Genomic DNA, 14,103 nt, shown 5'->3' with positions numbered 1-14,103 from the left:
GCCGCAATGGTCAGGTGCCGGACACCGTGAACCTTCGCCGTGAGGTGCTCACCCGGATCATGGCGACCGTCCAGGAACTCGGCAGCGGTCAGGATCTCGACGGCGTCCTCGAGCTGATCGCGCGCGCCGTGGTCGACGTCATCGGGTTCGATGCCGTCGCGGTCAACATGCGGACCCGCCATGGGCACCTGGCCGTCCGGATCGTCGTCGGCCCGCCCGAGATGGAACAGTTGCGCGGCGGCACCATGTCGCACGACGGTTGGCTCCACCTCTTGGACTCCGACACCGCGTGGGGCGAGCTCCGATTCCTGCGCGAGCCCGACCTCGACGAGTCGGTACCGCACCTGGACCCCTGGCAGGAACGCATCGACGCGCCCCCGGCCCGCAGGATCCGACGATCCACTGATCGAGCCATGGCAGCCCGAGTTCGCCTTGCTGGCGCCGATGTGGCGGGCACCGGGTGAGCTGCTCGGCGTGATCAGCGTCGATCTACCGAGGTCGGGCCTGACGCCGGATGCCGAACAACGCACGCTGCTGGAGCTTTTCACCGGGCAAGCCGGTACTGCGATCAAGCGTGTGCACGCCTTCGACGCGGCCGCCGATGCGGCCAATCTGTACCGGGCGGCGTTCAGCGCGTCTCCCTCACCGACGGCGGTCCTCGACGATCGACTGCGGGAACTCATCGACCGACCGCTGGCCGAGCTGGTCGATATCGGGGACGAGCGGCACATCGTCGCCCACCTGGCCGAATTGCCGTCCGGCCGCAGTACCGTCGTCGCCGACGAATGCCGGCTGCACCACCCGCGCGGGCAGCAATGGAACCGGTGGGTGCACATCGCGATCCAGCGGGTCGACGCTCTGGCCGGCTGCGACCGCTACATCTGCAGCGTGATCGACCGTACCGCGGCGCGCGCGGCGATGACCGAGATGCGCCATATCGCCGAACATGATGCACTCACCCGCCTACAGGTGCGGGCGGTCGGTCTCCGCGAATTGGACCGCCGTACCGACTTACTGGCCACCGGCCACACCGCTGTGGTCGCGTTGCCGTACTGCGATCTGGACAACTTCAAGGCGGTCAACGACACCAACGGTCACATCGCCGGCGACGAGCTGCTGGTCGTGATCGCCCGCCGGCTGCGCTCCACCGCCGACGACGCAGACATCGTATGCCGCTGGGGTGGAGACGAATTCGGCCTGGTGGTGCAGCGACGATCGATCACCGAGGTGGTCGATCTGGCGCACCGGCTGGTCGCCGCAATCGCCGGCATCGCCGAGACCGCGTCCCCGGACGATCCGGTGCGCCGCATCGGTCTGTCGGTGGGCGTGGCGCCGTTCACCCGGTACGTCGAGGCGCGCGTGGTGATGCGGGCTGCCGACACCGCGCTCTACCGGTCCAAGAACCACCCGACCGACAAGGTCCACGTGCAGCCCCTGTAAGAATCAGTTCAGTGCGCGATCCAAGTTGAGCGCCGCGCTGATCAACGCCAGGTGTGTGAAGGCCTGCGGAAAGTTGCCGACCTGATCGCCGGTCGCGCTGACCTGTTCGGCATACAGGCCCACGTGGTTGCCGTAGGTGAACATCTTCTCCAGCGCCAGTTGCGCATCGGCGAGCCGGCCCGCGCGGGTCAACGCCTCCACATACCAGAAGGAGCAGATGGAGAAGGTGCCCTCCTCACCGTCCAGCCCGTCGGTGCCCGGCTCGTACCGGAACACCAGACTGTCTGTGACCAAATGCTTTTCGATGGCCTCCAGCGTCGAGAGGAAGCGCGGGTCGGCCGGCGACAGGAACTTCACCATGGGCATCAGCAGCAGCCCCGCGTCGAGGTCGTCACCACCTTCCACCCGGGTGAATGTCTGCAGATCCGCGTTCCACGACTTTGTCATGATCCGGTCGTAGATCGCGTCGCGCGCCGTGGACCAGGCGACCAGATCTCCGGGCAACCCCCGCTGCCTGGCGATGCGGATGGCACGTTCGATCGCCACCCAACACATCAGCCGGGATGTAGTGTAGCACTTGGGCTCATCGCGGATCTCCCACATACCCGCATCCGGGCGGTCCCAGTTGTCGGCGACCCAGTCGACGATGGCAGTGACATCGTTCCACGCGTCGTGGCTGATGCCCGGACCGTACTTGTTGAACAGGTAGACCGAATCGATGATCTCACCGTAGATGTCGAGCTGCAGCTGGTGTGCGGCTGCGTTGCCGACCCGCACCGGACTCGAGTCCCGATATCCGGAAAGGTTTTTCAGTTCCTGCTCTTCCGGCAGGTTCCCGTCGATATCGTAGAGAACACGTAGCGGCCCCAGCCGGCGGTCCTCGTCACCATCGCGCTGGCCCATCCGCTCCGACAACCAGCGGGTGAATTCACTTGCCTCATTGACGAATCCGAGTCGCAACAGGGCGTACATACTGAACCCGGCATCGCGGATCCACACGTACCGGTAGTCCCAGTTGCGGCTGCCGCCCACCGGTGCGGGCAGGCTGGCGGTCGGCGCCGCGACGATCGCCCCGCTGGGCTCGTGGGTGAGCAGCTTGAGCGTGATGGCCGAACGGTGCACGGTCTCGCGCCAGCGCCCGGTGTAGCCGGAGGTCGCAATCCAGTCCCGCCAGAAGGCGATGGTGGCGTCGAACAGCGCATCGGTTCGGCTCATCGAGTCGGCGGTGACCGCGTCACCGTCGTCGAGTAGTTCCAGCACAAACAGCGCGGTGTCTCCGGTGCTGAGCTTGAAATTGGCTGTCACGATGCTGTTCTCACCCGCATCGTCGATCTCCAGATCGGTCGATGCGATCAACCCGAGCCGTACTCCGTCGCCGGTGATGAGGACCCCGTCCCCGGAGTGCTCGGCGGTGCATGACTGGCGGGCGTAGTCGGGGCGTGCGTCGAGCCGCATCTGTAGACGCATGGAACCGCGCACGCCGCTGATCCGGCGAACCAGCCGTTGCCGGTGTTCGGATTCCTCGGGTGCGAGCACCGGCATGAAATCGTGCACCTCGACGACGCCGTCCTCGGTGAGGAAGCGGGTGATCAACACCGCCGTGTCCGGATAGTAGAACTGCTGGGTCCGGGTGACATCGGTGCAGGGTGTCAGCCGCCAGCTTCCGCCTTGGTGGTCGTCGAGGATCGCTCCGAAGACACTGGGCGAGTCGAAGCGGGGCGCACAGAACCAGTCGATGGTTCCGTCGGTGCCGACCAGAGCGCAGGTCCGCAGATCACCGATCAGGCCGTGTTCAGCGATGGCCAGGGGCTGTTCAGTCATCGGGTAGCTGCCAGTCGGTCAGTACCCGCGCGGCTTTCGGCCCCCAGGAACCCTTGGCGTAACTGTGTACCGGCGGGGGTGACGCCAGAATCGGCTGGCATACCTGCCAGAGCCGGTCGACCTCGTCGGCGCGGGTGAACAGGGTTCGGTCTCCTTCGATGACGTCGAGCAGCAGCCGTTCATATGCCTGCAGCGGTTCGGCGTCGGTCACCGACTCCCCCACGTCGAACGACAGGTCGACGGGCATCACCGCCAGACCGGGACCCGGGCGTTTGACCTGCAGCCGGGCCCCGATCGCGGGTTCATCGGTCATCTCGAGCACCAAGGTGTTCGAGTCGGCGGCGAACAGCCCGGTCGGGTCACGAAAGGTCAAGGTGACGGTGCGGCGGGTATCGCCCAGCGCCTTCCCCGTACGTAGGTAGAACGGCACATCCCGCCAGCGCTCGGTGTCCACGAAAGTACGTAGTGCCACGAAGGTTTCGGTGTCCGAGTCGGGGTCGACGTCCTCTTCGTCGCGGTAGCCGTCATATTGGCCGAACACCACGTCCCCGGGATCCAGGGGCCGCACCGCGTCGAACACCGCGGCTTTCGCGTCCCGCAGGCTCGACTCGTCGAATCGTTCGGGAGGTTCCATCGCGACGAATCCGAGAACCTGGAACAGGTGGGTGCTGATCATGTCTCGGAAACAACCGGTCGATTCATAGAAGCTGCCGCGGCCCTCGATGGTCAGCTCTTCGGGGACGTCGATCTGAACCGACTCCAGATGATCAGCGCGCCAGGACGGTTCGATCAGGCCGTTGGCAAAGCGCAGCACCAGGATGTTCTGGACCGCCTCCTTGCCGAGAAAATGGTCGATGCGGTAGACCTGCTCCTCGTCGGCGACCTCCTTGAGCGCAGCGTCGAGTTTCCGCGACGACGCCAGGTCGGTGCCGAACGGCTTCTCGATCACGATGCGCGCACCGTCGGTCAGTCCTTCGCGGCCGAGCATGCCGATCATCGATTGCATGGCTTCGGGCGGTACCGACAGGTAGACCAGTACCCGGGTGTCGGCCCCCAGATCGGTGCGTGCCCGGTCGACCGCCGCCGCGAGGTCACGGCCGTCGTCGGCATCCGACTTCTGGAAGCTCAGGCGGGACAACATATCCGACAGCGCGTCCTCGTCGATATCGTCGACCGCTTCACGCAGTGCTGTGCCGACGGTATCGGCAAAATCGTCCGGTGCGTGCCGACCCGAGCCGATGACGGTGTATTCGGCGGGCAGTCGCCCGGCGGCTGCGAGTCGGTAGAAACCGGGGAACAGCATCCGCCGGGCCAGGTCCCCCGTGGCGCCGAACACAACAAAGACGTGCGGGCTCAGATCGCGGCGGGGCATCCTCGTTTATTGCCCAATGCACGGCTCCCGCTAAACACCGTCAGGCTTCGCAGCCGATCCCGTCGCCGTCCCGGTCCAGGTGCGATCCGTACTTGTCGCTGCTCGACGGGATGTTGACATCGCCATTGGAGCGGGCCTCCGAGCAGTTCTTGTATGGCGCGGCTGTGGCGGCCGGAGCCACTCCCACAGCAACGGCGCCCAGGAGCGCGGCCGCGATCAACGTACGTACCAACATGTGTCCACCTTGCAGGGTTTGATGTGCGGGTTCCCCAACCCGAGCGGAATGTTAGGGCGGCCGGCCTCAAGATCGCAAGGACATTCAGCGAATACTGTCGCCTAGGTTAATTTCGACCGGGTGGGCTTCCACAGCAGCGCCCCGAGCACCAGACCGAGGAACGGCACCGCGGCCAGGATCGTGCTGACCGTGGCGCTGCCGCCGGTCACGAGGGTGAAATTCGACAGCACCAACCACAGGCTGGCGAGCAGGCCGAGCACCGCCAGCGCCGGGGCGATGCGAGTCTGACAGGGCTTGCCCTCACGCAGATCGGCCCGCCGGGCGAAGAACACCAGCACCGCCACCGATGTCGTCAGCATCAGCAGCACCATGCCGACCGTCGCAACCCCGGCCATCGACCCGAAAACACCAACCAGCGGGTCGATTCCGAGCACCGCCAACACCCCGACGATCAGCGCCGCCGTCACGGTCTGCACCACCGAGGAGAAGGCGGGCGACTCGTGGCTGTCGTGGACGTGACCGAGGCGGGCCGGCAGCAGGCCCTTGCGCGACAGCACGAACTGGTACCGCGCGATGACATTGTGGAAGGACAACACACAGGCGAACAGACTGGTCAACAGCAGCACGTTGACGATATCGCGACCGATCCGGCCCAACGCGCCGTCGGTGGTGTCCAGCAGCATGTTGCCCTGACCGTCGAGGGTCTGCTGCGCGGTCGCCGCGACCTGGTCGGGCCCGATGGCAACCACGAACGCCCACACCGTGAGGGTGTAGAAGGCGCCGATGAGGATCACCGCGGCGTAGGTGGCGCGCGGGATGGTCCGCTCCGGATCACGGGCCTCGTCGCGGAACACCGCGGTGGCCTCGAAGCCGATGAACCCGGTGAGCGCGAACAGGATCGCGATACCGATGGCGCCCTGGGTGAATACATCAGGGGTGAAGGAGGCGAAGGTGATACCGGCCGGACCGGGATCGGCGACGATGGCCAGATCCAGGATGACCACGATGCCGATCTCCAGCGCCAGTGCCACACCGAGCACCTTGGCGCTGAGCTCGATATGCCGGTAGCCGAGCACCGCGACGATGGCCAGCGTCGCGAAAGAGTAGACGGGCCACGGGATCACGGGTCCGTCATAGAACGCGACGGTGTCGCTGATGGCCCAGCCGATGTATCCGTAGATGCCGACCTGGATGGCGGTGTAGGCGATCAGTGCCACCACCGCGATGCCCTTACCCATCCGCTCGCCGAGGCCGGTGGTGACATAGGAGAAGAACGCCCCGGCCTCGGGGACATGCGGGGTCATGGTCACGAACCCGACGCTGAAGACCAGCAGCACCAGCGAGGCGGTCAGGAATCCGACGGGCGCGCCGGCCCCGTTGCCCAGTCCCATCGCCAAGGGCATGTTGCCGCCGATCACGGTCAGCGGTGCGGCCGCCGCGACCACCATGAAGACGATGCCGACGGGCCCGAGTTTGCCGGTCAGTCGCCGACTTTCGGTGTTCTTGGCGGTGGTCATGAGGTCTCCTGCAGTGCGGATGTCAGTTGGTGGTGGTCGATGGCGTGCACGGTGTAGCCGCGGTGCCCGGTGACCGTCTCGGCGGCCACCATGGCGTTGACGATGGCCTCCTCGGTGGCCTCGATGGTCAGGTCGAACAGCAGATCCATCAGCGTTGGCCCCACCATGCGCAGCGGGATTTCGGGCTGGATCGACGCGACGTCTTCGACCACGCCGTACGGCGGGATGCCACGGTTGCCGGTCGAGAAGCACAGCATCAGGTCGCCGCTGTATTGCTCGCCGGTCCCGCCGAGCCGACCGACGGCCAGCGCCGATCGCTGCGCGAGCCGCTGGCACTGATGCGGTAGCAGCGGGGCATTGGTGGCGACGATGACGATGATCGAACCCGAACCCGGTGCGTAGCCCGGCGGGTAGGCCGGCAGTGGCACATCCGGCTGGGTCACCGGCACACCATTGATCCGAAGTCGTTCGCGACGACCGTGATTGGCCTGCACCAGTACGCCGACGGTGTAACCGAGCACCCGTGAGGCGGTGCCGGTGCCGCCCTTGAACTGGTGGCAGATCATGCCGGTGCCGCCGCCGACGTTACCCTCGGCCACCGGGCCGTCCGATGCGGACTCCAGGGCCGCCCGGACATGTTCGGGGCGCACGTGGAAACCGTTGATGTCGTTGAGGAATCCGTCATAGGTTTCCCCCACCACCGGCAGTGACCAGTACACGCCGTCACCGCGGACTCGGACCTGTTCGGCCACCAGGGCGTCGCGCACGACTCCGACACTGTGGGTGTTGGTCAGCCCGATCGCGGTGGTCAGTTCACCGGATTCGCGGATCCACTCCAGCCCGGTGAGCTCACCGCTGCCGTTGAGCACGTGCGAGCCGGCGAACAGCGGCTCGGTCCAGATGTCGTCATGGGGGACGACGACGGTGACGCCGGTGTTGACACCGTCACCACGTAGCGTGGTCTGCCCGACCCGTACCCCGCGGACATCGGTGATGGCGTTGTGGGCGCCGGTGGGGTGTTGTCCGATGACCACGCCGAGATCTCTGGCACGCATTGTTTCCGCCTCGTTCACGAGTTATTTTCCTAACTGGAAAAGAACTATGCGCCCGCGATGTGCGCTACGCAACAGGAACGGCAAAATAGGTTCGTCCGAAGTTCACGTGAGGAGTGGCGCAGCAATGGCTCGACCCAATCGGCAGGAGGAGCGGCGCGGCGAGATCCTGGACGCCGCGATCGCCGTCATCGAGCGACATGATCTGGCCTCACTCAAGCTGGCCGATGTCGCCGCCGAGCTGGGCCTGACCACCAACGCGCTGCGCTATTACTTCCGCGATATGACCGACCTGCTCTCCGAACTGGCGCTGCGGTCCGACGTCCGTTTCTACGATGCGCGGCTGCGGATCGGCGACCGGACCGATGACCTGCCGACCCAGCTCGCGCTGACCATGGCCGCAGGGTTGCCGTCGGGCCCCGAGGACGCCGAGTGGCGGGCGATCTGGCGCGCGGTGCTGGCCGCCGGTTTCGAACTGCATCAGCGCGGCGATGTGCAGGCGATCTATCACCGCCAGGTCGGTCTGTACGCCGACCTGCTCACCGCCGGCGCCGACGCAGGCGTGTTCACCCTCGGCTCGCCCGCCCGCGATATCGCGATGACGCTGATGTCGATGGAGGACTACTTCGGCTACCGGATCGTCGCCCGCGACCCAGATCTCGACCGACGGACGGCGCTGCGACTGATGCGCGAGTATGCGCGGCTGGCCACCGGGGCGGAGCTACCCGACACGCTGTGACAGTCGGGCGACGTCGGGTTCGCCACTGAATGACGACGTCACAGCCGGTGCCACGGTTACGCTGTCGCCCGGGGGTGAGATGGTCGGGTATCTGGATTTGCTGCGGACGTGGTGGCGTCGTCCGGACAACTACAACTGGTTGTCGGCGTACCTGGAGACCCAACGACTGCGCGGCATCATCCAGGTCGTGATGGTGCTGATCGTGGGCGCCCTGGCGACGGTCGCACTGGTCATGCGATTCAGCCCGCGCGGTCCCGCTCCGGGACTGCCGGCCACGGTCTCGACCGTCGTCATCGTGTCGACGTATGCGTTGGTGTTCCTGTGGGCGATGCGCTGGCCACGACGCTGGCAGTCCCATGCCTTCGTGATGATTGCGACCGCGCTGGTCGCGGCATCGGCGCTGGTGCACCAGGATCCGACGGCCGCGCTGTTCAACTGCACCATCTTCGGCGCGATCGGCGCCTACGTCGGCTTCGCGCACAACGCCCGGCTGCTGGCGGCCGTCCTCGCCACGGGCGCGATCACCACCCTGGTCTGCGCCGCCCGACTGTCCGCTGCGGGCGACCCGTCCGCCGGTGTCGCCCAAGGGTTGATGACCCTGATCGTGCTGCTCTCTGCGCCGTGCACGGCGCAACTGTTCACTCAGATCCTGGGCAGTGACGCCGCGGAGTCCGATGTGGACGTGCTGACCGCGATCTACAACCGCCGCGGGTTCTACCGGGCCGCAGGCGATCTGATCAATCGTGACGCCGGCCGCCTGGTCAGCGTCATCATGATCGACATCGACGGGTTCAAAACCGTCAACGACACCCGCGGGCACGCGGCCGGAGACCGACTACTGGTGGCGATTGCCGCCATTCTGCACCGGTCCGCCGATGACGCAGTCGTCGTCGGGCGCTACGGCGGTGAGGAGTTCGTGGTCGCCACCACCGTCGGCGATGCCGCCCTGGGCAGGCTTGCCGAGCGTTTGCGCGGTGCGGTCGCCGCCCTCCCCGACAACGTCACGGTCAGCGTCGGGGTTGCGACCGCGGCGGCACCGGATATCACCGGACCCCGGGCCCGGCAGGTGCTCGACCAGCTCACCGATGCCGCCGACCGCGCGATGTACGAGGGTAAACGCGCCGGTGGCGACCGGGTACGGCATGTGCACACCGCCATCGTCGACTGAGTGCGACGATAGAGGCGATGGCCCGCCGCTCACCGCAGACCGAACGTCTGGTCGAGATGATCGAGACTCTCGCTGCCGCGCCGCAGCGGGAGTACCGGCTGACCGAACTGGCCCGCCTCGTCGAATTCGACGCCGCGACATGCCATCCGATGCTGACCGAGCTCACCCGGGTCGGCTGGCTGGTCAAGGATCGTGACCGCAAGACCTACCGATTGGGGCCGCGCCTGATCGCCGTCGGCGCCGCCGCGCAGGCCGCCCTGCCGATCGCCGAGTACGCCCGCCCCGCGATGCAGCGACTCAGCGCCGCGACCGATCTGCCGACCTGTCTGTTCATCCCGTCGGACAAGGATCTGGTGCTCGCCGAGCTGACCTATCCGAACGACTTTGACATCCAAAAACTCCCGTTGCAGCCCGGCGACCACATCGAATTCGGTCCGCCGTTGGGTTCGGTCCTGATGGCATGGGCCGGACCGTATGCCGTGGACATGTGGGCGCGCCGGGCCGAGGTGGAGGATGCCGACCCCCGCCGGATCTGGGAGGTCCTGCGCACGATCCGCGACCGGCGCTTCTCGGTCGAATTGTCGCCGCTGCCGCAATCCGAGATGCGCGCCCGCACCGATTTCGCGATCGGTGAGGTGCATGGCTCCCGAAGGGCAGCGCGCCTGATCGGCGGGCAGCGCCCCGTGATGGCGCCGGACCTGATGCTGGGTGACATCGAGGTGTCGCGGACTTACGTGCCACTGTCGGCCAGCGCGACCTGCTTCGATCCGGGCGGGGCCCCGGTGGCCGCCATCTCGGTGCTGACGATGGCCGCGCCGAAGACCGGTCACGAGCTCATCGCGCTCGGCGGCCAGGTCAGCGCCGCCGCCGACGCCATCACCGGGCAGTTGCAGACGCCGGGCTTTGCATTATGCGAAGGGTTGCCCGCGGACTGATATCCGCCTTAACGTGACCGCCACCACACGCGCGGCCCCGCGATGAGGAGGTATCCCCAGTGAGCACCGAGCAGAAGGTCACCTACTGCCGGATCTGTGAGCCGCTCTGCGGCCTGATCGCCACCGTCGAGGACGGCCGGCTGCTGTCGCTGCGACCCGACAAGGACCACCCGTTGTCCCAGGGTCGGGCCTGCCCGAAGGGCATCGCGTTCAGCGATGTCCAGAACGATCCCGACCGCGTGCTGCATCCGCTGCGCCGCCGGGCCGACGGCAGCTTCGAGCAGGTGGGTTGGGATACGGCTCTCGACGACATCGCCGCCCGGCTACAGCGTGTGCTCGACGAACACGGCGGCGCATCGGTCGGTGAGTACCTGGGCAATCCGTCGGCGTTCGGCTACGCCGCCAGCCTGTGGTCGGGGCTGTTCATGAAACGTGTCGACGCGGGCCATCTGTACTCGGCCGGGTCCCAGGACATCAACAGCCGGTATGTCGCCAGCAAGTTGCTCTTCGGCGCCGCAACCCAGATCCCGTTCCCTGATCTGCCCCGGACCGATTTCCTGTTCATGCTCGGTGCCAATCCCCTTGTCTCCCATGGCAGCGCCCTGCGAGTACCCCGCGTCAAGGACGATCTGGCCGGGATCGTCAAACGGGGCGGCCGCGTCATCGTCGTGGACCCCCGGCGCACCGAGACCGCCGCGGCCTACGAACACATCGCGGTGCGGCCGGATTCGGACGCCTGGTTGATGCTGTCGATTCTGCATGTGGTGTTCGCCTACGGGCTGACCGATCGCGCCGCGATCGCGGCGCACAGCATCGGCGCCGAACGCCTGCAAACCTTATGTGCGGACTTCCCGCCGGAGGAGACCGCTATCCGCACCGGCGTACCCGCCGCGACCGTCCGCGCGCTCGCCCATGACTTCGCCGGCGCACGTACCGCGGTGGCGTACGGCCGGACCGGAGCCTGTCTGGGACACCACGGCACCCTGGTCAGCTTTCTCATCGACGCGCTCAACGTCGTGACCGGCAACATGGACCGCCCCGGCGGGGCGTTGATGTCGCATCAGGTCATCCCCGTCGAGGAGTTCGGCGAGAAGTCCGGCGCCTTCAGTTACAACACCAAGCGATCCCGCATCGGCGACTTCCCCGACGTGTTCGGTTCGTTTCCCGCGGCGTTGATCGCCGAGGAGATCACCACACCCGGTACCGGGCAGTTGCGCGCACTGTTCGTGTTCGCCGGCAATCCGGTGCTGTCGGTCCCCAACAGTGCGGCGTTGGAATCCGCGCTGACACAACTGGATCTGATGGTCTCGCTGGACCTGTATGTCAACGAGACCAACCGGCACGCCGACTACATCCTGCCCGGTACCACCTTCCTGGAACGCGACGACCTGCCGATGGCTTACGCGGCGTGCTGTCCGACGGTGTTCATCCAGGGCACCGAACCGGTGATGCCCGCCTACGGGCAGGCGCGTCCCGAGTGGGAGGTCTTCGAGGACCTGGCGGCACGAATGGGACTGTCGCTGTTCGCCACCGGACCGATGGCCCCGCTCAATCCGATCCTGCGCTGGCTGGAACGGCGCGGTTTGCGCATCACACCGCGCCGGATGATGGACACCCTGTTACGCGTCGGCCCGTACGGCGACCGGTTCGGCCTGCGCCGCGGCGGGCTCAATCCCAAGCGACTGCGCGAGAACCCGCACGGCATCGTGCTCGCCGAGCATGCCCCGCACGGAGTGCTGGCCGACGTCATCACCCACGCGGACGGCAAAATCCACCTCGCACCCGCCGAGATCATCACCGAGGTCGGCCGGCTCGGGCAGGCCCCGGGCACCAGTGCCGATTACCCGCTGCTGGCCATCGGCATCCGTGAGTTGCGCTCCCAGAACAGCTGGATGCACAACAGCCCGATCCTGATGAAGGGCAATCGCCGGCAACGCGCCCGGGTCAATCCCGCCGACGCCGAGACGGCCGGCCTGTACAACGGTGAGCAGGTCCGGATCGTCTCGGCCACCGGTGCGGTCACCCTGGAGGTCACGGTCACCGACGAGGTCGGTGTCGGAACCATTGCGATACCGCAAGGTTGGGGTCATCGCGGCGGAGGCTGGCGGCTGGCCAACGCCAATCCCGGCGTCAACGTCAATGAGCTGACCTCCAGCCGTCCCGAGGACCTGGAGGCGTTGGCCGGCATGTCGGTGCTAAACGGTGTCGCGGTGCGCCTGGAGGCCGTCGCCGCAACCGAACTCGTCGATGCTGTCGCGACCGAACGTGCTACCTGACCTGGCGGTGGCTGGTGTCACACAGCGGATAGGTCTTGCTGCGACCGCACGCACAGATCGCCACCTGGAATCGGTCCGACTCGACAGTTCGACCACCCGGCAGTTCGATGCGGACCGGGCCCGGCACCAGCACCGGACCGCGGGGCACCACCCGCACCGTGGTCACGGCTTGTCCGCCCGGATCACCAGCACCTCCTCGTCACGGCGACCGGGCTGCAGCTGACAGGTCTCTTCCAGCCACGGCGCACGGGCCTGCAGAACCGGGCCGAACGGCACCCACTCCCAGGCCACGATGGAGGCGTCCATCCCGTTGGCAGCCAACGCCGCCAACGTCTTTCGCGGATCGGCAAATTCGGACTGCACCAGCAGCAGACTGCCGCCGTCGGCGAGCAGGTCCGGTGCTGCCGCACACAATGGATCCAGCACCAGGCGACCATCAGTACCGGCGTCCCACGCCCGGGCCGGCCCGGGCGCTGCACCCGGGCCGTCGGGAACGTACGGCGGGTTGCAGACGATCAGATCGAATACGCCGAACTCCGTGGCCCGCGCCCACGAGCCGAGGTGGACGTCGACGGCGACCCCGGCGATGTCGGCATTGACGCGTGCGCAGCGCACCGCGGTCGGGCAGATGTCGAAGGCCGTCACGCGCGAGGCGCCCTGACGTGCGGCGTGGATCGCTGCCACACCACTGCCGGTGCACAGGTCGGCAACCTTGGCGCCGAGCGCCAGGCCGGACTTGTCCATCGCCTCGACCAGCAGGCGGGAATCCTCGCCGGGCGCATACACACCGTCGGCCACCATGGTGACCAATCGGGAATCGCCATCATACGGATAAGCGGTCGTCATCGTTGCCTCTCACGGTCAGCCAACCAGCACTGCCCTGCGTAGATGCCCAGGGATCCCCGCACCCAAACACCGCCGTCGCGGGATGGACAGCGGTGCGCCACACGGCCGAGCATCGAAATACTGTTGCGTCGGCGCGGTCGATTCGGCTGCCCTGAAACCCATGAGCACCATCTGGCCCCTGTTCGATCTCGAGGTGTCGACCTCCAGCTGCGCCGCGACCGACCCGACACGATGATCTGTTTCTCCATGTCGCGAGAGCGGTGGACGACGTGCCGTCGCGACGACATCCACCTCACCGGTGTCGACGCTGTGCGCGATCTCCTCGCGATCGATGCGGCCGACCTCGCCATCTGACACAGGCTGCCAAATTCGCGAAGGACCTCGCCCGGTTAGGTAAATAGTTAACTGGGAACTTCCGCAAAGGAGTTCGTTTCTGGCAAATTGCGATCTTGAATAGCGCGCTCATTAACGCCATTCCATTCGCCGAATTTGCGATCGTGAAAATTAGTTATCACGATCAAACTGACGCACAGTGGGCGCGTTGGCACCGCGAGGTAAATAGACAAATATTAATTGCTGCTTCTAGGTCGAATTTACCCACGGGCAATATATTAATGGCCGTTTAACTGGCATTTTGTGAACAGCCGAGGCTCACTAACCATTCTTTGCGCAAATGGCTGTTCGTCGACCTGATTGATCTAG

Annotated in this window: 13 protein-coding genes; 6 read left to right on the top strand and 7 right to left on the bottom strand. The window is 66.3% G+C overall.

Annotated elements, in window-relative coordinates:
- Nucleotides 1-14 precede the first annotated feature (14 nt).
- Together ACLBYA_RS27610 and ACLBYA_RS27605 are read left to right on the top strand one after the other, a co-directional pair.
- Nucleotides 15-464 carry a hypothetical protein gene (locus ACLBYA_RS27610; protein ID WP_447712667.1) on the top strand — a complete coding sequence of 150 codons (450 nt, stop codon included), beginning with the start codon at nt 15-17 and terminating at the stop codon, nt 462-464.
- Nucleotides 445-1,440 (top strand): GGDEF domain-containing protein, encoded by a 996-nt coding sequence (locus ACLBYA_RS27605; RefSeq protein WP_447712666.1) that lies wholly within the window; start codon nt 445-447, stop codon nt 1,438-1,440. Before ACLBYA_RS27610 ends, ACLBYA_RS27605 begins: the two co-directional genes overlap by 20 nt.
- Before the next feature lie 3 nt (nt 1,441-1,443).
- Here the strand turns inward: ACLBYA_RS27605 and ACLBYA_RS27600 are convergent, their stop codons facing one another.
- From ACLBYA_RS27600 to ACLBYA_RS27580, 5 genes are all read right to left on the bottom strand, one after another.
- Nucleotides 1,444-3,261, bottom strand: coding sequence for a glycoside hydrolase family 15 protein (locus ACLBYA_RS27600; RefSeq protein ID WP_447712665.1), 1,818 nt, complete (start codon nt 3,259-3,261; stop codon nt 1,444-1,446).
- The gene (gene zwf, locus ACLBYA_RS27595; protein ID WP_447712664.1) at nt 3,254-4,633 is read right to left on the bottom strand and encodes a glucose-6-phosphate dehydrogenase; all 1,380 of its coding nucleotides are present in this window, start codon (nt 4,631-4,633) and stop codon (nt 3,254-3,256) included. Before zwf ends, ACLBYA_RS27600 begins: the two co-directional genes overlap by 8 nt.
- Before the next feature lie 40 nt (nt 4,634-4,673).
- On the bottom strand, nt 4,674-4,868 hold the full coding sequence (locus ACLBYA_RS27590; protein WP_447712663.1) for an excalibur calcium-binding domain-containing protein: 195 nt from the start codon (nt 4,866-4,868) through the stop codon (nt 4,674-4,676).
- 101 nt (nt 4,869-4,969) lie between these two features.
- Nucleotides 4,970-6,385, bottom strand: coding sequence for an APC family permease (locus tag ACLBYA_RS27585; RefSeq protein WP_447712662.1), 1,416 nt, complete (start codon nt 6,383-6,385; stop codon nt 4,970-4,972).
- Nucleotides 6,382-7,440: a DmpA family aminopeptidase gene (locus ACLBYA_RS27580; protein ID WP_447712661.1), complete on the bottom strand. Its 1,059-nt coding sequence runs from the start codon at nt 7,438-7,440 to the stop codon at nt 6,382-6,384. Before ACLBYA_RS27580 ends, ACLBYA_RS27585 begins: the two co-directional genes overlap by 4 nt.
- A gap of 124 nt (nt 7,441-7,564) precedes the next feature.
- Here ACLBYA_RS27580 and ACLBYA_RS27575 point away from each other — a divergent pair, with 124 nt between their 5' ends.
- The 4 genes from ACLBYA_RS27575 to ACLBYA_RS27560 all read left to right on the top strand — a co-directional run bounded on the left by ACLBYA_RS27575 (nt 7,565) and on the right by ACLBYA_RS27560 (nt 12,555).
- On the top strand, nt 7,565-8,176 hold the full coding sequence (locus tag ACLBYA_RS27575) for a TetR/AcrR family transcriptional regulator (RefSeq protein WP_447712660.1): 612 nt from the start codon (nt 7,565-7,567) through the stop codon (nt 8,174-8,176).
- A 79-nt stretch (nt 8,177-8,255) separates the two neighbouring features.
- A complete protein-coding gene (locus ACLBYA_RS27570) occupies nt 8,256-9,344 on the top strand; it encodes a diguanylate cyclase (protein WP_447712659.1) in 1,089 nt (362 codons plus the stop codon).
- 17 nt (nt 9,345-9,361) lie between these two features.
- The gene (locus tag ACLBYA_RS27565; protein WP_447712658.1) at nt 9,362-10,279 is read left to right on the top strand and encodes a helix-turn-helix domain-containing protein; all 918 of its coding nucleotides are present in this window, start codon (nt 9,362-9,364) and stop codon (nt 10,277-10,279) included.
- A gap of 59 nt (nt 10,280-10,338) precedes the next feature.
- Complete coding sequence (locus ACLBYA_RS27560) at nt 10,339-12,555, top strand: molybdopterin-dependent oxidoreductase (RefSeq protein WP_447712657.1); 2,217 nt, start codon at nt 10,339-10,341, stop codon at nt 12,553-12,555.
- On the opposite strand, the gene ACLBYA_RS27555 is transcribed toward ACLBYA_RS27560, so the two are convergent.
- Together ACLBYA_RS27555 and ACLBYA_RS27550 are read right to left on the bottom strand one after the other, a co-directional pair.
- Entirely contained in the window at nt 12,548-12,721 is a 174-nt protein-coding gene (locus tag ACLBYA_RS27555; protein ID WP_447712656.1) for a CDGSH iron-sulfur domain-containing protein, read from the bottom strand. The two genes, ACLBYA_RS27560 and ACLBYA_RS27555, sit on opposite strands and share 8 nt — an antisense overlap.
- Nucleotides 12,718-13,401, bottom strand: coding sequence for a HemK2/MTQ2 family protein methyltransferase (locus ACLBYA_RS27550; protein ID WP_447712655.1), 684 nt, complete (start codon nt 13,399-13,401; stop codon nt 12,718-12,720). The genes ACLBYA_RS27555 and ACLBYA_RS27550 overlap by 4 nt, the downstream gene beginning before the upstream one ends.
- Nucleotides 13,402-14,103 lie beyond the last annotated feature (702 nt).

Source organism: Mycobacterium sp. C31M (assembly GCF_053345865.1).
The sequence above is the reverse complement of the archived record's forward strand: the minus strand, read 5'-3'. Positions and strand labels throughout refer to the sequence as shown.

Bases quoted from the DNA above. Each gene is read 5' to 3' on its own strand.
- ACLBYA_RS27605 (WP_447712666.1), top strand. From the start codon at position 445: ATGTGGCGGGCACCGGGTGAGCTGCTCGGCGTGATCAGCGTCGATCTA.
- ACLBYA_RS27600 (WP_447712665.1), bottom strand. From the start codon at position 3,261: ATGACTGAACAGCCCCTGGCCATCGCTGAACACGGCCTGATCGGTGAT.
- zwf (WP_447712664.1), bottom strand. From the start codon at position 4,633: ATGCCCCGCCGCGATCTGAGCCCGCACGTCTTTGTTGTGTTCGGCGCC.
- ACLBYA_RS27590 (WP_447712663.1), bottom strand. From the start codon at position 4,868: ATGTTGGTACGTACGTTGATCGCGGCCGCGCTCCTGGGCGCCGTTGCT.
- ACLBYA_RS27585 (WP_447712662.1), bottom strand. From the start codon at position 6,385: ATGACCACCGCCAAGAACACCGAAAGTCGGCGACTGACCGGCAAACTC.
- ACLBYA_RS27580 (WP_447712661.1), bottom strand. From the start codon at position 7,440: ATGCGTGCCAGAGATCTCGGCGTGGTCATCGGACAACACCCCACCGGC.
- ACLBYA_RS27575 (WP_447712660.1), top strand. From the start codon at position 7,565: ATGGCTCGACCCAATCGGCAGGAGGAGCGGCGCGGCGAGATCCTGGAC.
- ACLBYA_RS27570 (WP_447712659.1), top strand. From the start codon at position 8,256: ATGGTCGGGTATCTGGATTTGCTGCGGACGTGGTGGCGTCGTCCGGAC.
- ACLBYA_RS27565 (WP_447712658.1), top strand. From the start codon at position 9,362: ATGGCCCGCCGCTCACCGCAGACCGAACGTCTGGTCGAGATGATCGAG.
- ACLBYA_RS27550 (WP_447712655.1), bottom strand. From the start codon at position 13,401: ATGACGACCGCTTATCCGTATGATGGCGATTCCCGATTGGTCACCATG.